The 26,769-nt window shown below is 69.2% G+C and carries 33 protein-coding genes; 22 read left to right on the top strand and 11 right to left on the bottom strand.

What is annotated here, in order from left to right; all coding sequences use genetic code 11:
• Positions 1-3: 3 nt before the first annotated feature.
• Genes IG04_RS0121695 through IG04_RS0121680 form a run of 4 tightly spaced genes read right to left on the bottom strand, consistent with a single transcriptional unit; the run spans position 4 to position 2,003 of the window.
• Positions 4-918 carry an aldo/keto reductase gene (locus IG04_RS0121695; RefSeq protein WP_051770378.1) on the bottom strand — a complete coding sequence of 305 codons (915 nt, stop codon included), beginning with the start codon at positions 916-918 and terminating at the stop codon, positions 4-6.
• A gap of 47 nt (positions 919-965) precedes the next feature.
• Positions 966-1,343, bottom strand: coding sequence for a MerR family transcriptional regulator (locus IG04_RS0121690; protein WP_030478508.1), 378 nt, complete (start codon positions 1,341-1,343; stop codon positions 966-968).
• Positions 1,344-1,377: 34 nt separating this feature from the next.
• Positions 1,378-1,764 carry a type II toxin-antitoxin system death-on-curing family toxin gene (locus tag IG04_RS0121685; protein ID WP_030478507.1) on the bottom strand — a complete coding sequence of 129 codons (387 nt, stop codon included), beginning with the start codon at positions 1,762-1,764 and terminating at the stop codon, positions 1,378-1,380.
• 32 nt (positions 1,765-1,796) lie between these two features.
• Positions 1,797-2,003, bottom strand: coding sequence for a ribbon-helix-helix protein, CopG family (locus IG04_RS0121680; RefSeq protein ID WP_030478506.1), 207 nt, complete (start codon positions 2,001-2,003; stop codon positions 1,797-1,799).
• A 55-nt stretch (positions 2,004-2,058) separates the two neighbouring features.
• On the opposite strand from IG04_RS0121680, the gene IG04_RS0121675 reads away from it, so the two are divergent.
• Positions 2,059-2,658 (top strand): TetR/AcrR family transcriptional regulator, encoded by a 600-nt coding sequence (locus tag IG04_RS0121675; protein ID WP_030478505.1) that lies wholly within the window; start codon positions 2,059-2,061, stop codon positions 2,656-2,658.
• A gap of 91 nt (positions 2,659-2,749) precedes the next feature.
• Here the strand turns inward: IG04_RS0121675 and IG04_RS0121670 are convergent, their stop codons facing one another.
• Entirely contained in the window at positions 2,750-4,048 is a 1,299-nt protein-coding gene (locus tag IG04_RS0121670) for a glycoside hydrolase family 18 protein (protein ID WP_030478504.1), read from the bottom strand.
• A gap of 114 nt (positions 4,049-4,162) precedes the next feature.
• Positions 4,163-4,786 (bottom strand): uracil phosphoribosyltransferase, encoded by a 624-nt coding sequence (gene upp / locus IG04_RS0121665; RefSeq protein ID WP_030478503.1) that lies wholly within the window; start codon positions 4,784-4,786, stop codon positions 4,163-4,165.
• 139 nt (positions 4,787-4,925) lie between these two features.
• On the opposite strand from upp, the gene IG04_RS0121660 reads away from it, so the two are divergent.
• The 9 genes from IG04_RS0121660 (at position 4,926) to IG04_RS0121625 (ending at position 11,540) form a co-directional block, all read left to right on the top strand.
• Positions 4,926-5,918, top strand: coding sequence for a Gfo/Idh/MocA family protein (locus tag IG04_RS0121660; protein ID WP_030478502.1), 993 nt, complete (start codon positions 4,926-4,928; stop codon positions 5,916-5,918).
• A gap of 79 nt (positions 5,919-5,997) precedes the next feature.
• Positions 5,998-6,609, top strand: coding sequence for a winged helix-turn-helix domain-containing protein (locus IG04_RS0121655; RefSeq protein ID WP_030478501.1), 612 nt, complete (start codon positions 5,998-6,000; stop codon positions 6,607-6,609).
• 28 nt (positions 6,610-6,637) lie between these two features.
• Complete coding sequence (locus IG04_RS0121650) at positions 6,638-7,072, top strand: hypothetical protein (RefSeq protein ID WP_030478500.1); 435 nt, start codon at positions 6,638-6,640, stop codon at positions 7,070-7,072.
• Positions 7,073-7,184: 112 nt separating this feature from the next.
• The gene (locus tag IG04_RS0121645) at positions 7,185-7,382 is read left to right on the top strand and encodes a hypothetical protein (RefSeq protein WP_030478499.1); all 198 of its coding nucleotides are present in this window, start codon (positions 7,185-7,187) and stop codon (positions 7,380-7,382) included.
• Between the two features lie 19 nt (positions 7,383-7,401).
• Positions 7,402-8,046, top strand: coding sequence for a DUF1707 SHOCT-like domain-containing protein (locus IG04_RS0121640; protein ID WP_030478498.1), 645 nt, complete (start codon positions 7,402-7,404; stop codon positions 8,044-8,046).
• A 49-nt stretch (positions 8,047-8,095) separates the two neighbouring features.
• Positions 8,096-8,239 carry a hypothetical protein gene (locus tag IG04_RS46620; RefSeq protein WP_157512965.1) on the top strand — a complete coding sequence of 48 codons (144 nt, stop codon included), beginning with the start codon at positions 8,096-8,098 and terminating at the stop codon, positions 8,237-8,239.
• Between the two features lie 56 nt (positions 8,240-8,295).
• Positions 8,296-9,252: a deoxyribose-phosphate aldolase gene (gene deoC / locus IG04_RS0121635; RefSeq protein WP_030478497.1), complete on the top strand. Its 957-nt coding sequence runs from the start codon at positions 8,296-8,298 to the stop codon at positions 9,250-9,252.
• Between the two features lie 4 nt (positions 9,253-9,256).
• On the top strand, positions 9,257-10,684 hold the full coding sequence (locus IG04_RS0121630) for an aldehyde dehydrogenase family protein (RefSeq protein ID WP_030478496.1): 1,428 nt from the start codon (positions 9,257-9,259) through the stop codon (positions 10,682-10,684).
• Positions 10,677-11,540: an aldehyde dehydrogenase family protein gene (locus IG04_RS0121625; RefSeq protein WP_030478495.1), complete on the top strand. Its 864-nt coding sequence runs from the start codon at positions 10,677-10,679 to the stop codon at positions 11,538-11,540. The genes IG04_RS0121630 and IG04_RS0121625 overlap by 8 nt, the downstream gene beginning before the upstream one ends.
• Before the next feature lie 5 nt (positions 11,541-11,545).
• On the opposite strand, the gene IG04_RS0121620 is transcribed toward IG04_RS0121625, so the two are convergent.
• Genes IG04_RS0121620 through IG04_RS0121610 form a run of 3 tightly spaced genes read right to left on the bottom strand, consistent with a single transcriptional unit; the run spans position 11,546 to position 13,502 of the window.
• The gene (locus tag IG04_RS0121620) at positions 11,546-11,752 is read right to left on the bottom strand and encodes a helix-hairpin-helix domain-containing protein (RefSeq protein ID WP_030478494.1); all 207 of its coding nucleotides are present in this window, start codon (positions 11,750-11,752) and stop codon (positions 11,546-11,548) included.
• Complete coding sequence (locus tag IG04_RS0121615) at positions 11,749-12,375, bottom strand: response regulator transcription factor (protein ID WP_030478493.1); 627 nt, start codon at positions 12,373-12,375, stop codon at positions 11,749-11,751. Before IG04_RS0121615 ends, IG04_RS0121620 begins: the two co-directional genes overlap by 4 nt.
• The gene (locus IG04_RS0121610; RefSeq protein ID WP_051770338.1) at positions 12,372-13,502 is read right to left on the bottom strand and encodes a sensor histidine kinase; all 1,131 of its coding nucleotides are present in this window, start codon (positions 13,500-13,502) and stop codon (positions 12,372-12,374) included. Before IG04_RS0121610 ends, IG04_RS0121615 begins: the two co-directional genes overlap by 4 nt.
• Positions 13,503-13,610: 108 nt before the next feature.
• Here IG04_RS0121610 and IG04_RS0121605 point away from each other — a divergent pair, with 108 nt between their 5' ends.
• The 4 genes from IG04_RS0121605 (at position 13,611) to IG04_RS0121590 (ending at position 17,571) form a co-directional block, all read left to right on the top strand.
• Positions 13,611-14,297, top strand: coding sequence for an ABC transporter ATP-binding protein (locus IG04_RS0121605; RefSeq protein WP_030478491.1), 687 nt, complete (start codon positions 13,611-13,613; stop codon positions 14,295-14,297).
• On the top strand, positions 14,294-16,465 hold the full coding sequence (locus tag IG04_RS0121600; RefSeq protein WP_030478490.1) for an FtsX-like permease family protein: 2,172 nt from the start codon (positions 14,294-14,296) through the stop codon (positions 16,463-16,465). Before IG04_RS0121605 ends, IG04_RS0121600 begins: the two co-directional genes overlap by 4 nt.
• A 77-nt stretch (positions 16,466-16,542) precedes the next feature.
• Positions 16,543-17,064 (top strand): VanZ family protein, encoded by a 522-nt coding sequence (locus IG04_RS0121595; RefSeq protein WP_051770337.1) that lies wholly within the window; start codon positions 16,543-16,545, stop codon positions 17,062-17,064.
• A 48-nt stretch (positions 17,065-17,112) separates the two neighbouring features.
• Positions 17,113-17,571 (top strand): hypothetical protein, encoded by a 459-nt coding sequence (locus IG04_RS0121590; RefSeq protein WP_030478488.1) that lies wholly within the window; start codon positions 17,113-17,115, stop codon positions 17,569-17,571.
• Positions 17,572-17,798: 227 nt separating this feature from the next.
• On the opposite strand, the gene IG04_RS0121585 is transcribed toward IG04_RS0121590, so the two are convergent.
• Positions 17,799-18,335 carry an SMI1/KNR4 family protein gene (locus IG04_RS0121585; protein WP_084400905.1) on the bottom strand — a complete coding sequence of 179 codons (537 nt, stop codon included), beginning with the start codon at positions 18,333-18,335 and terminating at the stop codon, positions 17,799-17,801.
• 92 nt (positions 18,336-18,427) lie between these two features.
• Here IG04_RS0121585 and IG04_RS0121580 point away from each other — a divergent pair, with 92 nt between their 5' ends.
• The 7 genes from IG04_RS0121580 (at position 18,428) to IG04_RS0121550 (ending at position 23,873) form a co-directional block, all read left to right on the top strand.
• Positions 18,428-18,754, top strand: a complete 327-nt coding sequence (locus tag IG04_RS0121580; RefSeq protein WP_030478486.1) for a type VII secretion target — start codon at positions 18,428-18,430, stop codon at positions 18,752-18,754.
• Positions 18,751-19,923, top strand: coding sequence for a C40 family peptidase (locus IG04_RS0121575; protein WP_030478485.1), 1,173 nt, complete (start codon positions 18,751-18,753; stop codon positions 19,921-19,923). Before IG04_RS0121580 ends, IG04_RS0121575 begins: the two co-directional genes overlap by 4 nt.
• Before the next feature lie 85 nt (positions 19,924-20,008).
• Positions 20,009-20,362 carry a YbaB/EbfC family nucleoid-associated protein gene (locus IG04_RS0121570; protein ID WP_051770372.1) on the top strand — a complete coding sequence of 118 codons (354 nt, stop codon included), beginning with the start codon at positions 20,009-20,011 and terminating at the stop codon, positions 20,360-20,362.
• A complete protein-coding gene (locus IG04_RS0121565; protein ID WP_030478483.1) occupies positions 20,350-20,796 on the top strand; it encodes a YbaB/EbfC family nucleoid-associated protein in 447 nt (148 codons plus the stop codon). The genes IG04_RS0121570 and IG04_RS0121565 overlap by 13 nt, the downstream gene beginning before the upstream one ends.
• A gap of 54 nt (positions 20,797-20,850) precedes the next feature.
• Positions 20,851-22,065, top strand: coding sequence for a hypothetical protein (locus IG04_RS0121560; protein ID WP_030478482.1), 1,215 nt, complete (start codon positions 20,851-20,853; stop codon positions 22,063-22,065).
• Between the two features lie 87 nt (positions 22,066-22,152).
• Positions 22,153-22,896 (top strand): GntR family transcriptional regulator, encoded by a 744-nt coding sequence (locus IG04_RS0121555; RefSeq protein ID WP_030478481.1) that lies wholly within the window; start codon positions 22,153-22,155, stop codon positions 22,894-22,896.
• 2 nt (positions 22,897-22,898) lie between these two features.
• Entirely contained in the window at positions 22,899-23,873 is a 975-nt protein-coding gene (locus IG04_RS0121550; protein WP_030478480.1) for a dTDP-glucose 4,6-dehydratase, read from the top strand.
• Here the strand turns inward: IG04_RS0121550 and IG04_RS0121545 are convergent.
• The gene (locus tag IG04_RS0121545; RefSeq protein ID WP_030478479.1) at positions 23,863-24,951 is read right to left on the bottom strand and encodes an adenosine deaminase; all 1,089 of its coding nucleotides are present in this window, start codon (positions 24,949-24,951) and stop codon (positions 23,863-23,865) included. The genes IG04_RS0121550 and IG04_RS0121545 overlap by 11 nt on opposite strands.
• A gap of 359 nt (positions 24,952-25,310) precedes the next feature.
• On the opposite strand from IG04_RS0121545, the gene IG04_RS0121540 reads away from it, so the two are divergent.
• Positions 25,311-26,756 (top strand): coiled-coil domain-containing protein, encoded by a 1,446-nt coding sequence (locus IG04_RS0121540; RefSeq protein WP_063758298.1) that lies wholly within the window; start codon positions 25,311-25,313, stop codon positions 26,754-26,756.
• Positions 26,757-26,769 lie beyond the last annotated feature (13 nt).

Raw genomic sequence — 26,769 nt, 5'->3', positions numbered from 1 at the left:
GTTCTAGCGACCGATCGAGCTCATGTCGGGATACCGGTCCCCTGCCACGGCGGACGCCGGCACAGCGGCCTCGATCGCGGCCAGATCGGCTTCCGACAGCTCCAGGGCGGCCGCCGCCACGTTCTCCTCCAGGTACCTGATCCGCTTGGTCCCCGGGATCGGCACGACGTCCGAGCCGCGGTGCTGGACCCAGGCCAGCGCGAGCTGACCGGCGGTCACGCCGCGTGCCTCGGCCAGGGCGCGGAGCTCGGCGACCATCTTCAGGTTCGCGTCGAGGTTGGCGCCGGAGAAGCGCGGGTTCACGGACCGGAAGTCGCCTTCGCCGAAGTCGGCAGACGACGCGAAACGGCCGGTCAGCACGCCACGGCCCAGCGGCGAGTACGGCACGAGGCCGATGCCCAGCTCACGGGCGGTGGGCACGATCTCGGCCTCGATGTCGCGCGACCACAGCGACCACTCGCTCTGCAGCGCCGTGATCGGATGCACGGCGTGGGCGCGGCGCAGCGTCTGAGCGCCCGCCTCGGACAGGCCGAGGAACCGCACCTTGCCCTCGGTGACCAGCTCGGCCATCGCGCCGACGGTCTCCTCGATGGGCGTGTCCGCCGGCACCCGGTGCAGGTAGTACAGGTCGATCACGTCGGTGCCGAGCCTCTTCAGCGAACCTTCGACCGAGGACCGCACGTACTCGCGGTCGCCGCGCACGCCACGACGTTCGCCGTCACGCACGATGCCGAACTTCGTGGCCAGCACGACGTCGGAGCGACGGCCCGCGATCGCGCGGCCCACCAGTTCCTCGTTCAGGTGAGGCCCGTACATGTCGGCCGTGTCGAGCAGCGTGACACCGAGCTCGAGGGCCCGGTGGATCACCGCGACCGACTCCGCCTCGTCGCCGGCGCCGTAGAACTCCGACATTCCCATGCAGCCGAGGCCCTGCGGCCCGACCTGCAACGATCCCAATGAACGGCTCACGCCGTCGCCTCCAAGTCACGCTCGACCACCGCGTAGTGGTCGATCTTGTAGTCGAGCACCTCCAGGCACGTCTGCAGCTCCGCGATGCGGGCGCGGACGTCGGTGCGGTGCTCGACGAGGATCTGCTTGCGGCGGCCTGCCGTCAGGTCGCCGTGGTGCCTGAGCTGCGCGAACTCGCGCATCATGCGGATCGGCATGCCGGTCGTGCGCAGGCGCGTCACGAAGGCCAGCCAGCCGAGGTCCTCCTCCGAGTAGCTGCGACGCCCGCCCGAGTCCCGTGCGGGCGGGTCGACGAGCCCGATTCGTTCGTAGTAGCGCAAGGTGTCGATGGACAACCCACTGCGCTGCGCGGCTTGGGCTATCGAGTAACTCACGGGCTCGACGCTATGACCTGGAGTGCACTCTAGGTCAAGCGGAATCCTTCGAGATGCCCCACGCTTCGAGATGGCCGGCCATCTCCGGCACGTCGATCTTGTCGCGGCCGAGGGAGCGGACGAGGTCCAGCGCGTCGTCCTCGGCGGCGTCGATCCAGTAGCCGTTGATGTCGCACATCGTGACGGCGGCGATCCAGGCGAGCCGCCAGTTGCCCTCGACGAGAGGGCGGGTCCGGACGATCGAGTCGAGCAGGGCGGAGGACTTCAACCACAGCGTGTCGTAGGCCTCCACGCCGAGCACGGTGGCGCGGGGACGGTAGGCCGCCGTGTCCAGCAGGCCGATGTCCCTGACGAGGAGATCGCCTCCGGTCACGGCCGTGGCCAGCACTAAGAGGTCCCCGGCGTCGAGGTAGGAGATCACGGCATCCAGTTGATCACAGAGGTCTGACAGTTTCAGGAAGATCCGAGCCTATCCAAAAGACCTCGGTACTTGGGCAGGACTCGCCCGAGCACCTCGCCGAGCTTCTCCTCCTGCTGCATGCGCTGGTAACGATCCGCGATCGCCAGCCGCACGACCTCCTGCTTGGAGCGCCCCTCGGACTGCGCCAGTTCGGCGAGCCGCAGGTTCTCCTCCTCGGTCAACCGCAAGGTCATCGCCATGGAGTGACGGTATCAACCTGATACCACACAGGCCAGCGGCCGTTAGGATTGCGTGATGCCCAGGCCCAAGACCCACGACGACGCTCTGCGACGGCGACTGCTCGAACGGGCGGGCGAGTTGCTCAGCACCGAGGGCCCCGCCGCGGTGAGCCTGCGCAAGATCGCCACCGACGTCAACACCTCGACGACGGCGGTCTATTCCCTCTTCGGCGGAAAACCAGCGCTGCTCGAGGCGCTCTACGAGGAGGCGTTCACGCAGTTCGGGACGAGCCTCGCGGCGGTCCCGGTCACCGACGACCCCGCGGAGGACCTGCTGCAGATCGGGCTCGCGTACCGGCGCAGCGCGCTGCGGGACCCGCAGTTCTACTCGGTGCTCTACTCGAAGGTCGTCGAGCACACGTCGGAGATGAGCCGCGCGGCGGGCAGGACGTTCGCGCCGGTGATCAACGCGGTGCGGCGCGCGGTGGAGCAGGGGGTCTATCTCGCGGAGGACCCCGAGCAGATCGCGATGTCCATGTGGGGCATCGCGCACGGCCTGGTGAGCCTGGAGCTCAACGGGAACCTGCCGCCCGGCGTCAACGCGGCCGCCACCTACGAACTGGCGTTGCGCGCGCACGGCAGGGGCTGGCGCACGGAAACCGGGAAATCCCTTTGAACACCACGGAATCCGGGGAGGCGGCCGCCGCGAAACCTCCCCGGACCCGCTGAACTGTCCGGTTAGGACAGTCCGTCTCGGTGGTGCGGCCTTACTTCAGAGCTCCGTCGAGCGCCTTGATCAGTTCACCCTGCGGCGTGTCACCGTCGAGCGACCAGATCATCGCGCCGCCGAGCCTGCGGTCGTTGATGTAGCGAGCCTTCCGCTTCATCTCGGTCGCGTCGTCGTAGGTCCACCAGGTCTTGCCGTCGTAGATCCACGCGAAGCCGGCCTTCCCGTCGCGGTAGATCTTGTACGCGCTGCCGGGCTCGGAGAGCTTCGCCTTGATGCGGTGGAAGTCCTCGTAACCGGCCTCGTACTTCGCGGGCGCCGGCACACCGGTGCCGAACAGGCCGTTGCGCGTGCCGGGGGCGACGCCGTCCCAGCCGCGGCCGTAGAACGGCACACCGAGCACGGCCTTCGACCGCGGGGCACCGCGCGAAAGCCACGCGTTGACCGTCACCTCGGAGCTGAACTCGAACTCCGACGGGTCACCCTTCGGCACCCGCAGCGCGGACTGCTGGTTCGCCGGGGCGTCCCAGGCACCGTGGTAGTCGTAGCCCTGCAACGTGCCGAACGTGAGGTAGCAGAACACCTTCCTGACCTCGAAGCCCGCGTCGACCTGCTTCGGGTCGGCCGGCAGGAACGCGGTCAGGTCGCGGTTCCAGCCCATCTGCCTGCGGTACTCGGCGAGCAGCTTGGTGAAGTTCTGCTTGTCCTCGGGACGCACGACGTTGGGCGGGGCCATGTTGCCGTTGCTGCCGGGCCACTCCCAGTCGAGGTCGATGCCGTCGAAGACGCCCTTCGCGGCACCTTCCGGCAGACCGGGCAGGTCGCCCTTGATCCACATGTCGGTGCACGACTTGACGTGCGCGGCACGCGACTCGGGCGTCAGCGCGGCGTTCGAGAAGTAGCGCGAGCCCGTCCAGCCGCCCAGCGAGATGTTGATCCTCAGCTTGGGGTACTTGGCCTTGAGCTGCTTGAGCTGGTTCAGGTTGCCCGCCAGGACCTGGCCGGCCTCGTCCGCCTTGCCGTTCACGGACTGCTCGGCGGTGTGCGGCATCTGCCAGTCGGCCCACGGGTCGGCGCTGACGCACTTGCCGGCCTCGTCGAGGAAACCGAAGGCGTAGTTCAGGTGCGTGAGCCGTGCGGCGGCCCCGCTGTCCACGAGGTTTTTGACCCGGAAGTTCCGGTCGTACACGCCCCACTGGATGAAGTACCCGACGGTGCGGGTCTTCGAGTAACCGTGGTGCCCATTGGTCTCGACGTCGGCGTTCGCGGGCGCAACGGCCAGCGACGCGGACAGGGCGCCGACCGCGAGAGCGGCGACACCCCATCTCCGTCTGGACATAAAAATGAGCCTCCTAAGTCACGGTGCCAATTTCTGGCGAGCAGCGGCGAGTGTGGTCCACAGCACGATAGGCCTGAGGTCTAGACCACTGCTACGTCCGATCGGAGGTATGTCCTAAACCGCCCCGTACAGACGGTCACCGGCGTCGCCCAGGCCGGGCACGATGAAGCCGGAGTCGTTCAACCGCTCGTCGACCGAGGCCGTGACGAGGCGGCACGGGAGCGTCGAGTCCTCGAGGTGGTTGATCCCCTCGGGCGCCGCGAGCACGCAGATCGCCGTCACGTCGGTCGCGCCGCGCTGGGTCAGCAGGCGGATCGTGTACTCCATCGAACCGCCCGTGGCGAGCATCGGGTCGAGCACGAACACAGGGCGTCCGGCGAGGTTCTCCGGCAACGACTCCATGTACGGCGTCGGCAGCAACGTCTCCTCGTCGCGTGCCAGGCCCACGAACCCCATCTGGGCGTCCGGGATCAGCTTCTGCGCCTGGTCGGCCATGCCCAGCCCGGCCCGCAGCACGGGGACGAGCAGCGGCGGGTTCGCGAGCTTGTAGCCGGTGGTACGAGCTACCGGGGTGTGCGTGCGGTCTTCCTTCAGCGGCGCCTCGCGCATCGCTTCGTAGACCAGCATCACGGTCAGTTCCTGCAGCGCGGCACGGAATGCGGCATTGTCCGTGCGCGCGTCACGCATCGTTGTGAGTCTCGCCTTGGCGAGTGGATGATCGACGACCAGGACGTCCATGCTCGACACCGTAACCGCTGGGGAGGAGCTTGGGGCGAACCGTTCCCGCCTGTCCTGAGTGGACCGTGCACCAGGTGGTCAACAGAGACCGACCTGATGGAGTAAACGCCGTTAACTAGATGGGTGTAGGGTCGACCACGTGACAGACCACGTGCGCATCGGAGTGCTCGGCGCGGCCATGATCACGCCGTCCGCTGTCATCCGCCCGGCCCGCTCTTCGACGGTCGCCGAGGTCGTGGCGGTCGCCGCGCGCTCGGCCGCCAAAGCCAAAGCGTTCGCCGACAAGCACGGCATCGCCCGCGTGCACGGCTCGTACGAGGACCTCCTGGCGGACCCGGCAGTCGACGCCGTCTACAACCCGCTGCCCAACAGCCTGCACGGCAAGTGGACGCTGGCCGCGCTCGAGGCCGGCAAGCACGTGCTGTGCGAGAAGCCGTTCACCGCGAACGCCGACGAAGCCGCGTCCGTGGCCAAGGCCGCCGACGCGTCCGGCCTGGTGGTGATGGAGGCGTTCCACTACCGCTACCACCCACTGGCGCTCCGCGTCGCCGAGATCATGCGGTCCGGCGTGCTCGGCCCGTTGCGCCACGTCGAGGCTTCGGTCTGCTTCCCGCTGCCGATGTTCTCCAACATCCGTTACGACTATTCGCTCGCGGGCGGCGCGATGATGGACGCCGGCTGCTACGCCGTGCACATGGCACGACTGCTGGGCGGCGAAGAACCCGAGGTGCGGTCGGCGAAAGCGTTGCTGCGCGGGCCTTCCATCGACCGCGCGATGCGTGCCTCCCTGCGTTTCCCCTCCGGCCACACGGGTTCCGTGCACGCGTCGCTCTGGTCGTCGACGGTGCTCAAGCTGTCGATGAAGGCGATCGGTGAGAACGGCACGCTGACCGTCCTCAACCCCCTCGGGCCGCAGACGGTGCACCGGTTGTCGTTGAAGCTCAAGGACAAGAGGTCGTCGGAGACGTTCGGCAAGCGCGCGACGTACGCCTACCAGCTCGACGCGTTCACCGACGCCGTGCTGCACGGCAAGCCGTTCCCGACGACCGCGGACGACGCGGTGAAGAACATGACGGTGATCGACTCGATCTACCGGGCGGCCGGTCTGCCGCTGCGCCGGCCGACTCCGTAGAGCAACGGCGAGCAGAGAGTGTCGAGATCGCACCGGAGGCCACTTGACGTTTCGCATAAACCGAAGATATCTTCAGTTTATGCGAAGTAACGCACCCGCGCTGCTTCCCGTCCTGCGGTCCAAGCTGCAGGCAGGCATCCTCGCGGCCCTCCTGCTCAACCCTGACCAGGAACTCTCGCTCACCGACCTCGCAAGACGGGCCGGCGGCTCGCTCAGTGGTGTCCACAACGAGGTCGAACGCCTGCAGCAGGCGGGGATCCTCGCGTCGCGCCAGGTGGGCAGGACGAGGCTGGTCCGGGCGGGCACGAGCGCACTCGTCGAACCCCTGACCAGGCTGGTCGAGCTGGCGTTCGGCCCACAGCAGATCGTCACCGAGGAGTTCGGAGAGCTACGCGGCGTGGCCGAGCTCCTGATCTACGGCTCGTGGGCGGCACGGCTGCACGGCGAACCAGGCCCCGAGCCGCACGACATCGACGTGATGGTGGTGGAGTCGATCGAAGATCCAGTCGATCGGGCGGACGTGTACGCCGCCGCCGATCGTGCGGAGAAGCGTCTCGCGAAGGCGGTCAACCCGACAGTCGTGAGCGCTCGGCGTTGGGCCACCCGATCGCAGGACGATGCATTGCTGCAGGAGATCTCCACCCGACCGGTGGTCAAGATTCCTTTGGGTGCAGCCGAAATCCAGGCGTGAGCATTCCAAGTGGCCAAGAGGCGCTGCCATGATCGACGCGCTGCTGGCGAAGCGTCAACTCGAACGCATCAGCGGTGCCGCAGCGGTCGCGGAACCGTGGCTGCGCCAAGCACAACGCCGACTCGACACGGCTAAGCAGATCGCCGACGACGACCCTGAATCCGCCTTCATCCTCGCCTCTGACGCGGCCCGGTTCGTCGGTACCGCTCTCCTTGCCCAGCAAGGGCTCCGGCCGACACAGGCCGGCGGACATCTGGCGGTGTCGGACGCGACGCGCGAACAGTTCGGCGGCCCCTTTGCCCAACTCGGCACGTTGCGACGGCGGCGGAACGAACTGGAGTACCCCGCGTTTCCCGGCGAGCAAGTCGAAGCGTCGGAAAGCCGAGCCGCGATCACCACAGCGAATTCGCTGGCCGACGCCGCACGCCAACTCATCGATCACCTGGGTATCTACTCGAGTTGAGGCTTCCGACGACCACCTGATCAGGGGGCCGCACAACCCGATCCGGGAGTAAAGAATCGACATAGCGACTCCGAAGAGTCTCATAGCCAGTTGAGACGCGGAGGTACGAACGGTGACGATCGAACAGAAGCCCGTCCAGCAGTTGTGTGAATCCCCGCTGGTCATCCTGGGTGTTTCGGGGTCACTCGCTGTGTTGATCGGTGTGCTCCCGCTGGCGTGGGGCTACAGCCCCGCACTCGCGGCGGCACTCGCCGCACTCCTCTTGATCGCTTTCGCGATCACCGTCAAGTACGCACCGAACCGCAAGTGAGAGCTTTAGACTCGATCGGGTGAGCGACGAGCTGGTACCGGCTGACCAGAGTCACCTGCGCGCCTCGGACGCGGACCGGGAACGGATCGCGCAGGTGCTGCACAAGGCGACCGCCGAAGGCCGCCTCGACATCCATGAACTGGACGAGCGGCTCGGGGCGGTCTACGCGGCGAAGACGTACGGCGAACTCGTCCCCATCACCGCGGACCTGGTGCTGAGCGGGCTGCCGCAGACCCCCGCCGTGCCGCAGTACCAGCCGGCGGTGAGCGACCGCATCGGCGGCCAGCCGGGCAGCGCGGTGTCGGTGGCGTTCTGGTCGGGCGTCAACCGCAAGGGCGGCTGGGTCGTCCCGCGCATGCACAACGCCGTCGCGATCATGGGCGGCATCGAGATCGACCTGACCCACGCCAACTTCGCCGAGGCCGAGGTGACGATCAGCTGCTTCGCGTTCTGGGGCGGCGTGGAGATCCGGGTGCCCGACGACATCAACGTCAAGGTCGACGGGTTCGGGTTCATGGGCGCGTTCGAGGAGCAGCTGCCGAGCCGCCGCCACATCCCAGGCGCGCCGACCGTGCGGATCACCGGACTGGCGATCATGGGCGCCGTGGAGGTGAAGGGCCCCAAGAAAAAGAAGAAGGGCATCCTGCGCGAGTTGCTGGAGTGAGCTGTGTTTTGAACTGTGTTTTGAACGAGTAGGCAGTACAGGCAGGGCGTTGCCCAAGCGAGCGCCGGGGCGCCTGCGGCGGCCCCGCGACGCGTTCGCCGAGCACTCCGAGGAACTGGGTCGCCTGGGCGCGATCGTCCTCGTCGGCAGGAGCGGCGAACAGACCGTCAGGGCGGCCTCTCCTGCCCTCTGAGCTGGGCGAACGTCGTCACTTAGGACGGGCGTCCCATTCCGCTTAGACTCGCGGTCATGGCTGCTCCAACGACACTGCCGTCGGCCCTGGCTGACGCCGTGCGCGACGAATCGTCGCTGCGGCGTTTCCTGCACGGGCTCCCCGGCGTCGACCAGGTCGGCGTCGAGCAACGAGCCGCGGGCCTCGGCACGCGGAGCATCAAGAAGGCCTCCAAGCTGTACGCCATCGACCTGGCGATCAGCATGGTCGACCTCACCACGCTCGAAGGCGCGGACACGCACGGCAAGGTGCGCAGCCTCGCCGCGAAGGCCCGCAGGCCCGACCCCGAGCGGCCCGACGTGCCGAAGGTCGCGGCTGTCTGCGTCTACCCGGACATGGTGAAGACGGCGGCCGACGACCTGGTGGGCACCGGCATCAACGTCGCCAGCGTCGCGACCGCGTTCCCCAGTGGCCGCAGCACGATGGACATCAAGCTGGCCGACACCCGGTTCGCCGTCGAGCAGGGCGCGGCCGAGGTCGACATGGTGATCGACCGCGGCGCGTTCCTGAGCGGCCGGTACGGGCAGGTGTTCGAGGAGATCGTCAAGATCAAGGAGGCGTGCGGGGACGCGCACCTCAAGGTCATCCTGGAGACCGGCGAGCTCGTGACGTACGACAACGTGCGCCGCGCGTCGTGGCTCGCGCTGCTGGCCGGTGGTGACTTCATCAAGACGTCGACCGGCAAGGTGCAGCCCGCCGCGACGCTGCCGGTGACGCACGTGATGCTGCAGGCCGTGCGGGACTGGAAGGACCAGACCGGTGAGCTGCGCGGGGTGAAGCCCGCGGGTGGCATCCGCACGACCAAGGACGCGATCAAGTACCTGGTGGCCGTGCACGAGGTGGCCGGTCCGGAGTGGCTCGACCCGAACCTCTTCCGGTTCGGCGCGTCGACGTTGCTCAACGACCTGCTCATGCAGCGTCGGACCCAGTTGGACGGCCACTACAGCGGCCCGGACTACGTGACGGTGGACTGAAGACATGTGGGAATACGCACCCGCGCCCGAGTCGCGGGACATCGCGAACCTCAAGCCGAACTACCGGATGTTCGTCGACGGCAAGTTCGTCGAGGGCTCCGGCGAGCCGCTCAAGACCATCAACCCCGCCACCGAGGAGGTGCTCGCGGAGGTCTCGACGGCGAGCGAGTCCGATGTGGACACCGCGGTCAAGGCCGCGCGCAGGGCCTACGACCGCGTGTGGTCGAAGATGCCCGGATCCGAGCGGGCCAAGTACATCTACCGGATCGCGCGGCAGATCCAGGAACGCGGCCGTGAGCTCGCGGTGCTGGAGTCGCTCGACAACGGCAAGCCGATCAAGGAGTCGCGCGACGTCGACGTCCCGACGGCGGCCTCGCACTTCTTCTACCACGCCGGCTGGGCGGACAAGCTCGGCTACGCGGGCTACGGCCCGGACCCGAAGCCGCTGGGCGTCGCGGGCCAGGTGATCCCGTGGAACTTCCCGCTGCTGATGGCCGCGTGGAAGATCGCGCCGGCGCTGGCGTGCGGCAACACGGTCGTGCTCAAGCCCGCCGAGACCACCCCGCTGACCGCGCTGGTGCTCGCGGACATCATCCAGCAGTGCGACCTGCCGCCGGGTGTCGTCAACATCATCCCCGGTGCCGGTGACGTCGGTGCCGCGCTGGTCGGGCACGCGGACGTCAACAAGGTCGCCTTCACCGGCTCGACCGACGTCGGCAAGGTCATCCAGGGCCAGCTCGCGGGCACGTCGAAGAAGCTCACGCTGGAACTGGGCGGCAAGGCGGCGAACATCGTGTTCGACGACGCGCCGCTCGACCAGGCCGTCGAGGGCATCGTCAACGGCATCTTCTTCAACCAGGGCCACGTCTGCTGCGCCGGATCCCGGCTGCTGGTCCAGGAGTCCATCGCCGACGAGCTGATCGAGAAGCTGCACGCACGCGTCAGCACGCTCCGGGTCGGCGACCCGCTGGACAAGAACACCGACGTCGGCGCGATCAACTCCCGCGAGCAGCTCACCAAGATCAAGGAGCTGACCGAGTCGGGCGAGGCCGAGGGCGCGACCCGCTGGACGTCCTCGTGCCCGTTGCCGGACAAGGGTTTCTTCTTCGCCCCGACCGTCTTCTCCGGGGTGTCGCAGGCGATGCGCATCGCCCGCGAGGAGATCTTCGGCCCGGTCCTGTCCGTCCTGACCTTCCGCACGCCGGAAGAGGCCGTGGCCAAGGCGAACAACACGCCGTACGGCCTGTCCGCCGGTGTCTGGACCGACAAGGGCTCGCGCATTCTCTGGATGGCACAACGCCTGCGCGCCGGCGTCGTCTGGTCCAACACGTTCAACCGCTTCGACCCGACCGCCCCGTTCGGCGGATACCAGGAGTCGGGCTTCGGCCGTGAGGGCGGCCGCACCGGTCTGGAGGCCTACCTCGATGTCTGATCGCATCACGGTCGCGAAGACCTACAAGCTCTACATCGGCGGCAAGTTCCCGCGCTCCGAGTCGGGCCGCAGCTACCCGGTGACGGACGCGAAGGGCACGTTCCTCGCGAACGCCGCCCAGGGCTCCCGCAAGGACGCCCGGGACGCGGTCTCCGCCGCCCGCAAGGCTTTCGCGGGCTGGTCCGGCACCACGGCCTACAACCGGGGCCAGGTCCTGTACCGGGTGGCCGAGGTGCTGGAAGGCCGCCGCGAGCAGTTCATCGCCGAGGTCGCCACCTCGGAGGGCGTCCCGGCGAAGAAGGCGCAGTCCCTCGTGGACACCGCCATCGACCGCTGGGTCTGGTACGCGGGCTGGACCGACAAGATCGCGGCCGTGCTGGGTTCCTCGAACCCGGTGGCGGGCCCGTACTTCTCGTTCTCCACCCCGGAACCGACGGGCGTGGTCGCCGTGCTGGCCCCGCAGCAGTCGTCGTTGCTGGGCCTGATCTCGGTGATCGCACCGGTGATCGCCTCCGGCAACACGTGCGTGGTCATCACCTCGCAGGACCGCCCGCTCCCCGCCATCACGCTGTCCGAGGTGCTGGCCACGAGTGACGTCCCCGGCGGCGTGGTCAACATCATCACCGGCCGCACGGCGGAGATCGCCCCGTGGCTCGCCTCGCACGGCGACGTGAACGCGCTGGACCTGACCGGGGCGCCGGAGTCGATCCGCGCGGACCTGGAGCGGTCGGCGGCGGGCACCGTGAAGCGCGTGCTGCGCAACAAGCAGAACGAGGACTTCGCGGTCACGCCGGACATGTCCCGCCTGCGCGCGTACCTGGAGACGAAGACGGTCTGGCATCCGATGGGTGTCTAGGGAACCTAGTCGGCGGCGTAGGCCTTGCCCTGCGCCGCCAGCTCCTCCCCCAGGATCCTGACGGCCTTCGGGCCGATGCCGTGGATCTGCAGCAGCGTCCTCGCCGACGCCTCGGTCAGCGAGTCGTACGTCGTGTACCCGTTCGCGACCAGCTCACGGTTGGCGACCTTGCCGATGGCGCGCGGGAACTCGGATCCCGGTTGCTCGCTCACGAGTGCACCAGCCCTGCCCTCCACGCCCACGAGGCGATCCCGACGCGGTTGCGCACGTTCAGCTTCGTCTGCACCGACGCCAGGTGGGTCTTCACCGTGGACAGCGACAGGAACAGCGACGACGCGATCTCCTGGTTGCTGAGGCCACGAGCCACCTCCCGGACCACGTCCTGCTCCCGAGCCGTCAGCAACGACAGGTCGGGCCGCTGGGCGGGCCGGGCGAAGTGCTCCAGCATCCGCACGGTCACCTGGGGCGAGATCAGCGCGTTCCCCGCGGCCGCGGCCCGGACGGCCTCGACGAGCAACGCCGGACCGGCATCCTTGGTCAGGAACCCGGACGCCCCGTTCTCCAGCGCCGTGTGGACGTACTCGTCCAGGTCGAACGTCGTCACCACGACGACCTTCGTGGTCGGCGACAGCTTCTTGGTCACCTCGAGCCCGTCGAGCCCCGGCATGCGGATGTCCAGCAACGCCACGTCGGGCTTGAGCTCACGGGCGGCGGTGACGGCCGCGATTCCGTCGGGGACGTCCGCGACGACGGTGATGTCCGGCTGCTTCTCCAGGATCATCCGAAATCCGACGCGGACCATCTCCTGGTCGTCGGCGATGAGAACCGAGATCACTTCGTCCTCTCCAGGGGTAGCTCGGCGAGCACCTGCCAGCCGTTCTCACGCGGGCCTGCCGAGAACAGGCCGCCGAGCAGGTCGACCCTCTCACGCATGCCTACGAGACCGTAGCCACCCTGGTTCAGCTCGTGCAGCTGACCGTCGTCGGCCACGATCACGCGCAACGCCCCACTGGACGTCCGCGAGATCTCCACGTCGATCATGGTGGGCGACACGGCGTGTTTGTGCACGTTGGTGAGCGACTCCTGGACCAGGCGCAACACCGAGCGGCCGAGCTCGGGGGCCACGTCGTCGGGCAGGTCGATGCGCAGGCGGGTCTCGAAGCCGAGTTCGCGGGTGCGTTCGACGGCCGCGATGACGTCGGCGGCGAGGTCGGTGGTGGCCGCGTCGTTCTCGCCCTGGCGCAGCGTGCCGACGAGGCGGCGCATCGCGCCCAGAGCTTCGGTGCCCGAACGGACGATGCCGGGCAGCAGGCGGTGGGCGGCGTGCGGGTCGTCGTCGGAGACCTCCAGCGCGGCCTGGGCCTGCACCAGCATGCCCGTCACGTGGTGGGCGACGACGTCGTGCAGTTCGCGGGCCAGGGCGATGCGTTCTTCCTTCTGCGCGTCGGTGACGGCGGCGGCGATCAGGCGGCCGCCTTCGGTGTCGCGGGCGCGGAAGTACAGGCCTGTGCCGACGGCCGTGAAGCCCAGGACGAGCGAGCCGAGCATCTCGTTGTAGTTGCTGCCGGAGATCCAGTTGTCGCGGACGATGGCGGCGAAGAAGCTCACGGCGACCAGCGAGCCCACCGACCACGTCGCGGACCGGCGCGGTTCCTCCCGCACGACGACCGCCGTGATGACCAGGCACGCGGCGGTCTCGGCGACGGTCAGCGGGCTCAGCAGCGTCGGCAGGTCCACGCTGAACGTCCGGATGACGAACGACGACACGAAGATCGACGCGACGGCCACCGGGATCGTGAAGGCACGCGACTTGAACGAGGTGACGGCCACGATGCACACCGGCACGCTCAACAGCCACACGAGCGCCTCGGCGCTGCCTCCCCCGCTCATCAGAAGGAGCTCGCCGAGCATCAGCAAGGCGAGAACGGCGGCGATCGGCCATTGGCCCCGATGACTGTCCACGGGAGACAACGGTAGGACCACCACACCTCTACGGCCTCGGTCATCCGGCTGATCCGGTGTGTCGTCAAGGCTGAGGTTTTACGGCTCCGCGCACGGCACCTTGAGGACATGAATTCGGTTCTGGCCGCTCGTGGCCTGGTCAAGACCTACGGCGACGTGCACGCGCTCGCCGGGGTGGACATCGACATCAAGGCCGGGGACGTGCTGGCGGTCGTCGGTCCGTCCGGATCCGGCAAGACGACGCTCCTGCACGTGCTGTCCGGCATCCTGCGCGCCGACGGCGGCGAGGTGTTCCTCGACGGGCGCGCGATCGGCGAACTGAACGAGACGGGACGCAGCGCGTTGCGGCGCACGGCGTTCGGGTTCGTCTTCCAGTCGGGGATGCTCGTGGCCGAGCTGACCGCCGAGGAGAACGCGGCGCTGCCGATGCTGCTCGCCGGCGGCTCACGCGAGGAGTCGCTCGGCGCGGCCAGGCTGTGGCTCGCGCGGCTCGGTCTGCAGGGCCTGGAGAAGCGGCTGCCGAGCCAGCTCTCGGGCGGGCAGGCTCAGCGCGTCGCGATCGCGCGGGCCCTCGCCCACAGGCCGCGGGTGATCTTCGCGGACGAGCCGACCGGCGCCCTCGACACGCGCACCGGCCAGGAGATGATGACCGCGCTCCTGCAGGCCGCGGAGGAGACCGGCGCGGCCGTCGTCATCGTCACGCACGACAAGGCGATCGCGGACCGGGCGCTGCGTGTCGTCGAGATCCAGGACGGGCGCATCGCCCAGGGGATCAACACGGGGGTGTCCGCGTGAGGATCGCTCTCGCGGTGCTGCGCAGGGACCGCCGCAGCCAGGTCGCGACCGTGCTGGTCGCACTCGGCGTGATGATCGCGGTGTCGCTGGTGCTGTGGCTCCTCGCCGCACCGAACGGCCTGCAGGCGCGCGCCGACCGCACGGCGTGGCGCGACGTGCTGGGCCAGCACGACAGAGAAGCCATTTCCGTTGCGAAGAACTTGGATTCCTACGACGGCAAGCTGGTCCAACGGTTCGACGTCGCGCGCAGGCACCAGTTCCAGGGCCACATCGAGGTCGCCGCCGGTATCACCCGGTTCCCGGAGGCGGGCGAGGTGCTGCTGTCCCCCGCCCTCGCGGACCTGGTCCGCAGCACCCCCGCGGAGAAGCTCGGCAACCGCTTCCCCGGCAGGCAGATCGCCGAACTCGGCCCGGAGGCGCTCAAGTTCCCCGGAGAGCTCGTCGCGATCATCGGTCACGAGGAGGTCCGGAACGGATTCCCGGCACCAGGTCTGGTAGGTAGCAGCGGCTCGTACCGCGACGACTACAAGGGAATGCTCTACCTCCTCACCCGCGTCGGGCTCGTGGTGCTGGTCGTGCCGTGCCTGGTGCTGGTCGCGTCGGCCGCCCGGCTGACCGCGGCGAAACGGGAACGGCGCCTCGCCGCGCTCAGGCTCGCCGGAGCGTCGCCGCGGCAGGTCGTCGTGATGACCGCGATCGAGACGGCGGTGGGCGCGGTCGTCGGCAGCGCGCTGGGGTTGCTGCTGGCACAGCCGTTCAGCCACCTCACCGCGAGAATCCCGTGGGAGGGCGGCACCTGGTATCCCGGCGACTTCGTGCCGGAGCCCGCGGTCGTGGCGGCGGTGGCCGTGCTCGCGCCCCTGCTCGTCATCGGTGCGGCGATCATGGGGCTGAGGCGCGTGGTGAACCAGCCGCTCGCCACGCAGGAGCGGCGCAAGGTCCGGTCGTGGCGGCTGCTGACGATCGCCGGTGCGCTGGGCGTGTTCTTCCTCGGGATCATGTACGCGCAGGAGGCCGGCGAATCAACCGTGGCGCTCGTCGGCCTCGGCGCGGTGGCGGTCGCGCTGGTGCTGGCGGGACCCGTGATGACCGCGTGGGTCGGCAGGTTCTTCGTCGGGCGCTGGCGTAAGCCTTCGACGCTGCTGGCCGGACGCAGGCTCTCCGGTGACCCGGTGGCGGCGTTCCGCGGCTCGGCGGGTGTCGTGATCGCGGTCTTCACCGGCTCGATGGCGCTCACGATGCTGCCGGGCCTGGAGAGCCAGGTCCCCTACCGCGACAGCACCTGGAACGAGAACGCGATCGTGGCGGACCAGGTGACGCACGACGTCACGCCGTTGCGGCTGACGACCTCGGCGCCGATCGTCACGATGCTGGACGGCACGGTGAAGAGCGGCAACCACAGCAGGTACGTCATCGTCGGGCAGTGCGCGGAGATCGCGAAGGTGCTGACCGGCCTCACCTGTCAGCCGGGACCTGCCGTGTACTCGTCCCGCTCGTTGGGGGGCGACGAGTTCAAGCCGAGCGGGCTGGACGACCTGACCGCGAAGCTGCCGGAGAAGTACGAGACGCGGCCCTTCGAGGCAGGCGGCCAGGTGGACGCGGTCATCGACAGGGAGCTGCTGCCGTCGATCGCCGGTGAGGTGTCGATGGTCGGTGTGCCGACGACGGCCGAGAACCGCGACGCCGTGCAGACCGCGCTGATCGGCACGTTGCCCGGCGTGCGGCTCACGGACGGGGAGCAGCGGGGCCTGTACGGCGACACGTTGATGGCGGATCTGCAGCGGGCCACGATCATCGGCCTCTCCATCGCGGCGGTGCTCGGCGGCATCGGCGCGGCGGTGGCCGCGGCCGGGTCGGTGATCGACCGCAGGCGCACTTTCGGCGCGTTGATCGCGGCAGGCACTCCGATTCGTGTGCTGGCTCACGCTTTGCGCCGAGAAGTGATGCTTCCGGTGTTCGCCGTCACAATCGCGGCATGCGGTGCGGGAATTGTCGTGGGCCTCGGATTGCTCACTCTGGCGCGCGGACTGGTGGGGCACGGCGAAATGCCGATCACGCCGTGGGTCGTCGCCCCGGTGGGCGTGGGCATCACGGTCGCGCTGGTAGCAGCCTTGGCGTGCGGTCCGGTACTACGTGGCATCAGCCCGAGGGATTACGCGGCGGAGTAGTACTCGGCCGGAAGTACGAGAGTGGAACTGGCCCTCAGCGCGATGTGCGCGGAGGGCCATTTTCATACCTTTGATTCATGACGAATGCACAGCTCGCGAGCATCCAGTGGGGCGTTTTCCTCTCGGTCGTTTTCCTGCTCCCGCAGCTGCTGTTCCGTCAGCTGACATTCCGCAACGCCACCATCACCGTCTACGCGAGCATGCTGTTCGCGGCGACGTTCCTGCCGTTGCAGACCGTCGCTCCGCGCCAGTCCGTGCAGCTGGTCCCGTTCCAGTGGATCGCCGACACGTTCCGCGACGGGCAGATCGCGTTCGACCAGATGACGCTGAACGTGCTGCTGTTCGTGCCGCTCGGCGCGATGCTGATGTTCTGGGGCGGGCGCACGATCGGCCAGGCCGCGCTGATCGGTTACGGCGTCTCGCTGCTGATCGAGGGCTCGCAGCTGTTGTGGGCGAACCGGATCTTCGACGTCGACGACCTGATCACGAACACCACCGGCACCGCGCTCGGCTGGCTCGGCGCGCTGGCCGCCGTGAAGGTCTACGCCCGAGTGAAGGCCGCCGCCGTGCCGCAGCGCGAGCTCGCCAGCGTGCGCTGACCTGCGGATTCCAGAAAGTCTGCAAGGGTCGTGTGGATGCTGGGCCGCATGAGAGCCAAGCGAACGATCGCCGTCATCGCCGCGTTTCTCGGCCTGACCGCGATGGCGGTGAGCCCCGCCTCGGCCGCGGCGGGCAGCTGGAAGGCGTACGGCAACACGAACCCGATCACGTCCAGTCCCCACACGTGGGCCTGCGCCGGCAGCAAGACGATCGGGACCGACGTCCTCGCGCAGGTGTGCGCGATCAGGTCGTCCAGCGGGGGCTCGGCGCAGGGCGCGGTGATCGTGCGCAACAACCGGCCCGGCCTCTTCTCCACGACGGCGATGGTGGACCTGTGGACCCAGGGCAGGGGCCAGCTCGGCATCTGGGAATGCCCGTCGTCCGGTGTCGCGGGGAACTCGTGGTCGGTGTGCTTCGGCCGAAGCCAGTCCGTGCCCTCCAGCGATCTGGCGAACTCCTTCGGGTCGGCCCGCGACGTGTACCTCGGCGTTTCAGGACTCGTCTGACCCCACGTGCACCCGGCGGCGTGAGGTGACGCTCGCCGCCGGGCCCTTCACCTGGTCATGGCCTCTAGTGGTGTGGCCCGGGACGTTGCCGGGGGAATTCGCGGTCAGACGGGTGCATCGTGGTGTCGCCCCCACGTCGTCGTACTGGTTGTACGGGGGCGTGGGGGCGGCGCCGCGAGGCGCCCTGCTGAGCGTGGATTACCTCGCCGACGTTCCGGGTCGCGCCACTAGTTGGTCCGCCAGCCCAGTTCGCCCGCCGTGTTGACCTCCGGCAGGCAGTGCCCGACCGCGCTGCGCGTCTCCAGGGCCGTCGCGACCTGGTCGAACATCTCCAGGATCGACGTCCACTCCGGCTTGACCATCTCGTTGCGCTCCTGGTCCCACTCGACCACGCAGCCGCGCAGCACGCCGGGCCGCAGGTCGACCGCGAGCACGTCGCCGGTGCCGTCGAACGCGATGGGGAGCCACTCGGGGTGGAACCCGCTGGTCGGCGCGCCCGCCTCGGAGGAGTCCACGGGCTTGCTCACGTGGGTCTCCCTGAGCACGAACGCGCGGTCGGCGCCCAGCGGCGTGTAGAAGGGCGGCAGGATCTCGGCGAAGAGCCCCTCCTCGGTGCCGCCGTAGACGCTCCACCACAGCTGTAGATCGATCGGAACCCGAAGATCCGGTAGCGCGTCATACCTCGGACGCAACACGGCGCGGGTGGCCGGAGCGTGCTCCGCCAGCCATGCCAGGATCCGGTTCCAGTGCTCGATCACACCCACCGTTCCATGATCTTGGCGGAACGACGGGCGAGGTACCGCCCATCGGGGCAGGATCGACGCGAACAGGTCACTACTGGGGGAAGAGCTTTCAGATGGCGGAAAAGGGTCTCAAGGTCGACCTCGACGCCTTGACCGGATACGCGTCGGCCGTGAGCGGTCTGGCGAGCGAGGTCGGCACGGTCGGCACCGGCACGTTGAGCGGCACGACCAGCCTGCCGGGCGACTGCTTCGGCAAGCTGGGCAACGAGGTCGGGCTCAACGCCGCGTTCCAGGCGGCCGCGCAGGCACAGCTCGACGCGCTGAAGGCCGCGTCGACGGGACTCGCCGGTCTCGGCACCGCGGTCTCGAAGGCCCGCGAGGCCTACATCGCGCAGGAAGACGCGAACAAGGCGTCGATCAACAAGGCGGCGCAGGTATGAGCGTCGAGGGGCTGCTGAGCCAGTTCATCGCGCCCATGAAGGAGAACCTCGCGAAGCTCGACGGTGACACGGGCGGCGCGACGCGTGCGGGTGACGCCTTCGGCCGTGCCCAGACCGCGATGACCGACCTCGGCACGCGGCACGCCTCGGCCTCGACCGCGGTGCTGAACACGTGGTCCGGCGACAAGGCGAACGCCTTCACCGGCCGCGTCTCGACCTTCGCCTCGGCCACGAACCTGTTGTCCTCCAACGCTTCCGCGATCAAAACCGCGGCCTCGACCGGCGTGACCGCGGTGACCGGCGGGCGCACCGCGATCCAGGGCCTCATCGACGAGTTCACGTCCAAGGCGACCCCGAAGCTCGCCGCCGCGCTCGCCCTGTCCCTCGTGGCCGGGCCGGGCGTGGTGCTGGCGGCCGTCGCCGACCTCGCCGGGATGGCCTCCGGCTACCAGAGCAAGACCACCGCCGAACTGCAGAAGGTGCGCGACCAGCTCACGCAGCTCGTCGGGCAGCTCAACGCCCTGCAGAAGCCGGACGCGGGCGCACTGGCGAAGCTCGGCGACCCGCTCGGCGGCGACGAGGGCACCACCTCGACGGCCGGCGCCTCCGACACCAAGAAGCAGGAGTCCGGTCCCAGCTCCAACTCCGGCAACGGTTCCGGTGGTGGCGGCGGCGGTGGTTCGGGCGGCGGTGGCGGCGGAGGATCGGGCGGCGGTGGAGGTGGCGGCGGCTCCGGTCCGCGCCTGCCCGTCGCGATCCCGCCGCAGCCCGGTGAGGGCGTCGGCGTGAACCTGCCGGACGGCAGCAGCGCCGAGGCACCGAACGAGACCGCGGCCAAGGCCGTGCGCAACGCGTTGTCCGCCCTGGGCACCCCGTACGTGTGGGGCGGCGCGAACCCGCCCCAGGGCACTGACTGCTCCGGCCTCACGCAGTGGGCGTACGGCGGCGCCGGGTTCGACATCCCGCGCCCGGCCTCGTCCCAGGCGATGGGCGCCTCGGTGCCGGCGGACCAGCTGCTGCCCGGCGACCTCGTGGTGTGGGACGGGCACGTGGCGATGGTGATCGGCAACGGCCAGATGGTCGAGGCCGGCGACCCGGTGCAGGTGCAGCCGATCCGCACGACGAACAGCGGGATGTCGTTCTACGGCTTCTACCGGCCCACGGGCTAGACGCGGCCGAACTCACCACGTTGTCACAGCCCGCCGCCGAAGATCCTGGAATGCGGCACACTGTCCACAACAGGGGGTGATCGGAGTGGACGACGACGTCCAGCGCGCCGCGCGGAAGGTGCGCGATGTCGAGCAGGCGGTGTCGGAGCACGTCACGCGCAGTGGTCCCATCACAGGACGAGCGTCCTCTCCGGACGGTGCGGTGACCGTGGTCGCCACGCCCGGCGGTCCACCGCGGCAGATCTCGGTGAGCCCGGCCGCGTTGCGGATGGGCCCGCAGGGGCTCGCCGCCGAGATCATGCGCGTCGCCGACAAGGCCCAGCGCACCGCGAACACCCGCCTGCACCAGACGCTGGACCGCGTGGTCGACCCGCGCGAGCTCACCGCGCTGGGTGTCGAACGCGGTCAGGACGAGGACGACTTCGGGTGGCAGCGGTGAACGAGGAACGGATGCGGGCCACCGAGCAGCTCCAGCGCGAGATCGGCGCCCTCACCGCCACCACCGAGCACCCGAACGGGCTGTGCATGGTCACGGCGTCGCCGAAGGGCGAGATCAAGGCCCTGCACCTGCACCCGGCGCTGCTGGGCCAGGGCGCGCAGGCGGTCGGGCAGGTCGTCACCGAGACCGTCCAGCTCGCCACGAACGCGGCCGTGCAGGCCAGCTTCAACAAGATGGCACTGGCACTGGGTGACGGAATGGCGATCGACGTCGAGTCCATCGCCGGCGACTCACCCTTTCGATCGACCTGGAACCCGGTCGTGCCCCCCAAAGACCCTGCTGAGCAGGCACCACCGGAGCGCAGGCAGAGGTCGCCGCGCGTCGAGGATCCAGACGAAGACGCTTTCTTCGAGAACCCCTTGTGGCGCCGGTGATCAGCACCGTTAGGCTCGTCGACGGCATCAGGCAGGCGTGACCGGGAGGTCAGGATGGCGCAGGACATCGTCCCCATCGAGCTGGGGCTGACGCAGGGTGACGTAGTCACGCTGTGGGCACCCCGCTGGCGCGAGAAGGGCGAGGAGTGGGAGGCGTTCCTCGGTGACGAGGAAGACCTGTTCGTCTTCCCCGACGCCGCGCACCTCGCCGCCTTCGTCCGCACCGCCGAGGAGCACGATCTGACCGATCACCCCGCGTGGCCGGTCGTGCCGTCGCTGGGCGTCGCGGACCTCTCGCCGGACGACAACCACCAGTTCGACCTCGTCGGCGTGCCCGAGCTCGTCGCGGAGGACCCGGACACCTGGACGATCGGTGAGCTCGCCGACGTCATCGCGATCGTGCGCGCTCTCGCGGACGTCTGCGACCTGGAGAAGGTCCACGAGGTGCTCGACAGCGCCGAGGGCTTCTCGCTGCTGCCGCAGGGCACGCTGCCGTTCAGCGGCCGTGACGGCGGCAAGCTGTGGGGCGAGCTGTCCGAGGTCGTCTCCGAGAAGTGGGACGAGGTCCTCGACGCGATCGACAGCGTGGTGAACACGCCGGAGGTCCCCGAGAAGGAACTCTCGGTCGCCCAGGAGGAGCTCGCCGCGCTGGAGGCCGCGACGGCCGCTGCCGCCGTCGACTCCCCGGACGAGTCCGGCGACGAGGACAAGGCCGAGCCCACGGGCTTCTGGGCCGAGGTCGGCGTCGACCCGATCAAGATCATCACGTCGGCGGGCGAGTTCTACACGCTGCGCTGCTACCTCGGCGACGACCCGGTGTTCCTGGGCCGCCGCGGCAAGATCGAGGTCTTCACCTCGCAGCGCGGCCTGAGCCGCTTCGTCGCCGAGAACGACGAGCACGACCTGGCCGAGGTCGAGACCTGGAACGACATCAAGGTCAAGGCCACCGCGGGCGAGCTCGACGTCGAGGTGAGCGACGACAACGTCTACGTGCTGACCGGCATCGCCGAGGACATGGAGGAGGGCCCCGACGCCCTCGACCCGCAGCAGCTCGACCTCGCCGTCGAACTGTTCGAGGACGCGGGCGAGTGGGCCGACGACGAGTCCGTGAAGGACGCGCTCGGCTCGTCCGAGTCGCTGGGCTGGCTCGTGTCGTTCGTCGTGTCGCCGGACCCGACGCGTCTCGCGCCGTCCGCCCCGTACGACGCCGAGGTGGCCGCGTTCCGCACGCTGCAGGCGAACTTCGAGGACCGGCTCAACACCAACTGAGCCTTCTGTCGCGAGAAGCGGGCCATCCCTGTTCGGGGTGGCCCGTTTTCGTTGGCACCGTTTGCGTCACCTGTATGATACAGATTTATGACAGGTTCTCGGTCGCAGCGCCTCGCCGCCGAACTGCGGGAACGCATCACGCTCGGCGACTACGGCCCCGGCGGCGCCCTGGAGAGCGAGGCCGAACTCGGCCGCCGCTACGAGGTCAGCCGCGTGACCGTGCGCCGCGCGTTGGAGCAACTGCGCGACGAAGGCCTGCTGGCGTCACGGAAAGGCGCCGGTTGGTACGTGGTGTCGTTCGCGCAGCCTCTGGCGCTCGGCACGTTCCAGCACGCGCAGTCGGCCGTCGCCGAAGCCGGCGTCTCGCTGGTGCGGACCGTTCTCGAGTACGGCTACCGCGAGGCCTCGGCCGGTGTCGCCTCGACGCTGGGCGTCGGCGAGATGCTGCGCGTGCGTTCGTTGCGCCGCACCGGCGACACGCCGCTGGACGTCGTGACGGAGTGGGTGCCCCTGGCGCTGGCCGCACCGGTCAGCCGCGCCGACGCCGAGTCGCCCGGCACGTGGGAGACGTTGCGCCGCAACGGGAACCAGATCACCGTCGTCCGGCAGAGCATCGCCGCCGTCGCCGCGGGCGACCTCGGTTCCCTGCTCGGCGTCACGGCCGCCACGCCGGTGTTGCTGGTGCGCCGCATCGCCCTGGACGCCGCGGAGCACCCGATCGCCCTGTCCGAGCACCACTACCTGGGCCACCGGTTCCAGCTGGAGGTCGAGTTCCGCGGCTGGCCCGGCGCGGAACCTCCCGGCGTCGCCGCGATTCCCTCGGAGGACTGACCATGCGCGTGCTCGTCACCGGTGCGGCCGGGTTCATCGGCTCGCACTTCACCCGCTACTGGCTGCGCGAACACCCCGCGGACGAGGTCATCGCCCTCGACGCGCTGACCTACCGCGGCACCCGCACGAACCTGCCCGCCGACGTGCCGTTCGTGCACGCGGACATCGCTGCCGCCGATGTCGAGGGCGTCGACGTCGTGGTGAACTTCGCGGCCGAATCGCACAACAGCCTCGCGGTGCTGGATCCCGGCCGTTTCTTCCGCACGAACGTGCTGAGCACACAGGCGTTGCTGGAGTCATGCCGTCGCGCGGGCGTTCAACGGTTTCACCACGTGTCGACGTGCGAGGTGTACGGGGATCTCGCCCTGGACGCCACCGAGGCATTCCACGAGGAGTCGCCGTACCGGCCGCGCACGCCCTACAACGCGTCGAAGGCCGGAGCGGACCACGCCGTGCGTTCGTACTTCGAGACGTTCGACCTGCCGGTGACGATCACCAACTGCGCCAACAACTACGGCCCGAACCAGTTCCCCGAGACCGTCCTGCCGTTGTTCACGACCCGCGCGTTGAACGGCGGGCAACTGCCCGTCTACGCGTCAAGCGAGAACCGCCGCGAGTGGATCCACGTGCTGGACCACTGCCGGGCGATCGATGCCGTGCTGCGGGACGGCGTCGTCGGCCGGACCTATCACGTGGGCACCGGCGTGGAGGCGAGCGTCGACCAGATCGCCGACCTCGTGCTGGACGAGCTCGGGCTGCCGCTCTCGCGCAAGCAGATCGTCGCCGACCGGCCCGGCCACGACCGGCGCTACCTGCTGGACTCGTCGCGGATCGGCCGCGAGCTCGGATGGCGCCCGGAGATCGGCTTCGAAGCCGGGGTCCGGGACACCATCCGCTGGTACGCGGCCAACCGCGCGTGGTGGGAGCCGCTGCTCAAGCTCAGCCCGGTCGACGAGAGCGCGTGGGCTACCCGGTGAGCGCCGCGTAACCCGGCTTGACCAGCTCGTTGATGATCGCCAGCCGCTCGTCGAACCCGATGAACGCCGACTTCATGGCGTTGATCGTGAGCCACTGCAGGTCCGCCCAGCCGTAGCCGAACGTCTCGACCAGCGCGGCGAACTCGCTGGAGAGCGAGCAGTCGCTCATCAGGCGGTTGTCGGTGTTGACGGTGACGCGGAACCGCAGCTTCGTGAGCAGGCCGATCGGGTGCTCGGCGAGCGTCGGCGCGGCACCGGTCTGCAGGTTGGAGGTCGGGCACATCTCCAGCGGGATGCGGCGGTCGCGGACGTAGGCGGCCAACCGTCCCAGCTGGACGGTGCCGTCGCCGGAGACCTTGATGTCGTCGACGATCCGCACGCCGTGGCCGAGCCGTTCGGCGCCGCAGTGCTGGATCGCCTCCCAGATGGACGGCAGGCCGAACGCCTCACCGGCGTGGATGGTGAAGTGCGCGTTCTGCCGGCGCAGGTACTCGAACGTGTCGAGGCCCCTGGTGGGAGGGAACCCGGCCTCGGGGCCCGCGATGTCGAAGCCGACGACGCCGAGGTCGCGGTAGCGGACGGCGAGCTCGGCGATGCGCAGCCAGCCCTCGTTCTGGCGCATCGCGCACAGCAGGGTGCCGACGCGGATCTTGCGGCCGGTCTCGGCGACACGGGCGGAACCGAGGCGGAAGCCCTCCTGGACGGCCTCGACGACCTGCTCCAGCGAGAGGCCCTTGTCGGTGTTCAGCTCGGGGGCGTACCGGATCTCGGCGTACACGACGCCGTCCGCGGCCAGGTCCTCCACGGCCTCCGCGGCGACGCGGACGAGGGCGGCCTCGTCCTGCATGACACCGCACGTGTGGGCAAAACCTTCGAGGTAGCGCACGAGCGAGCCGGAGTTGGCATTGTCGCGGAACCAGCCGCCAAGGACGCCCGCGTCTGTGGTGGGCAGGCCCTGGTAGCCGGAGGCATCGGCGAGTTCGATCACCGTCTGCGGGCGGAGGCCACCGTCGAGGTGGTCGTGCAACAGCACCTTCGGCGCGCTGCGGATGGTCTCCAAGGTAAGCGGCGTGGACATTGCTACACGTTACTCCAGGCGACACGCCGCTTCAGTGCTGGCCGAAATGATCTTGCCGACGATATGATCATTTGTCGGTACAACGTCGTTGCAGATCCGTGATCAGCAACTTTCTGCAACCAATGCGAGGCTTGAGTCACCCCAAGGTAGGAACATCATCGGGCGTTACTGCCTGCTTCCAGGCGGTAACTTGGCGTTGAGAGTAGTCAGGTAGCCTGATCGGGTTAGTTGCCCATCCGTACCCGGCCGTTCTCTGGCAGGGGTGGTACAGCGACGTCCCGTGACGCGGATAGGCTCCCGTGGTCTCCCCCTCCCCTGGACGAAGGCACTCAGCCGTGACAGAGAACAACAACTCCACGATGTCCTTCGATCGGATGCGCAACATGCTCACGCGCGCCGCGGAGATCCGTGAGAGCGAGCAGCAGCAGATCTTTGACGCGCTGGACGAGATCCACGCCCGGATGTCGCCTCTGGAGTCGCTGGGTTCGGTTCGCAAGCGCCTGTCGGAGCTGCCGGACCGCACCGAGGTCAGCGTTCTCGCTGAGCGCCTGGACGAGGCCCTCGCCAAGCTGGAGGCCCAGGACAACGCCGTCGCCGACATCGGTCGCGCGGTCGACGCCCTGGTGGACAAGCTCGCCAAGCCCTTCGCCCAGCTGGACGGCCGCCTCGACGGCGTCGCCGGCCGCTTCGAAGGCGTCGCCGGTCGCATGGACGGCCTGGAGGACAAGCTCTCCAGCATCCACAAGCGCATCGACGACCTCGACGGCCACCTGGACAAGCAGGACGGCAAGGTCGACGCGATCCCGGCCGCCGTCACCAACCCGCTGCGCGAGCGCGTCGAGGCCCTCGAAGCCGCGCTGCGCGGCCGTCTCGACGAGGTGGACGAGGGCGTGCACGAGCACCTCGACGGCACCCGTGAGGCCCTGCAGAAGATCCTCGCCGAGTCGTTCTCGAGCGTGCACGGCCGCGCCGACGAGCAGCGTGACGCCTTCGCCGCCGCCCGCACCGAGCTGACCACCGCCATCGCCGAGAGCCGCGGGGAGCTGGCCGGGGCGATCGCCGACAGCCGCGACAAGCTGACGTCCACCCTCACCGGCAACCACAACCAGCTGGCGGCGTCGCTCGCCGAGACCCGCACCGAGCTGTCCGGCGCCGTGGCGGAGACCCGCGGCGAACTGGCCGGTGTCGTGGCGGAGACCCGCGACTCCCTCGTCGGTTCCCTGGCCGAGACGCGCGACTCGCTCGCCGGCTCGCTGGCCGAGACCCGCACCGAGCTCGCGACGGCCGTCGCCGACACCCGCGAGGTCGTGGGCGGCAAGCTCGACGAGGCCCGCACCGCCCTGTACGCGGCGATCGAGCAGTCCCGCGACCAGGTCGACTCGGCGGACCGCCTGGAGGCCCTCGCCGGCCGCCTGGAGCAGGTCACCTCGAAGCTCGACACCATGACGGACCGCCTCGACAAGGTCGAGGACGGCTTCGCCACCCGCATCTCCGAGCTCGGTGGCTCCGTCGACGCGAGCCTGTCCAAGGTCGCCGAGACCGTCGGCGCCCGCCCGGACGCCGACGCGCTGCAGTCCCTGGTCCGCAAGTCGAACCAGGAGTCGGAACTGCGCATCGGCGGCCAGCTGGACGAGGCCATGGCCACCTTCGCCGAGCTCATCCTCGGCGGCGGCTCGCCCACCCCGCCCCCGCCGCCCACCGCCCTGCCGCGCCCGCAGCGCCGCACCCGCAAGAACGGCGGCCCGAAGCCGGCGAACGGCGGCAAGGACATGGACGACGACGACCTGGCGGCCGAAGGCGCCTGATCGTCTGACCACT

The sequence above is a fragment of the Lentzea albidocapillata genome (genome assembly GCF_000719115.1).
Taxonomy (GTDB): Bacteria; Actinomycetota; Actinomycetes; order Mycobacteriales; family Pseudonocardiaceae; genus Lentzea; species Lentzea albidocapillata.
Note: the sequence above shows the minus strand (reverse complement) of the source record. Positions and strands in the feature narration are given on the sequence as shown.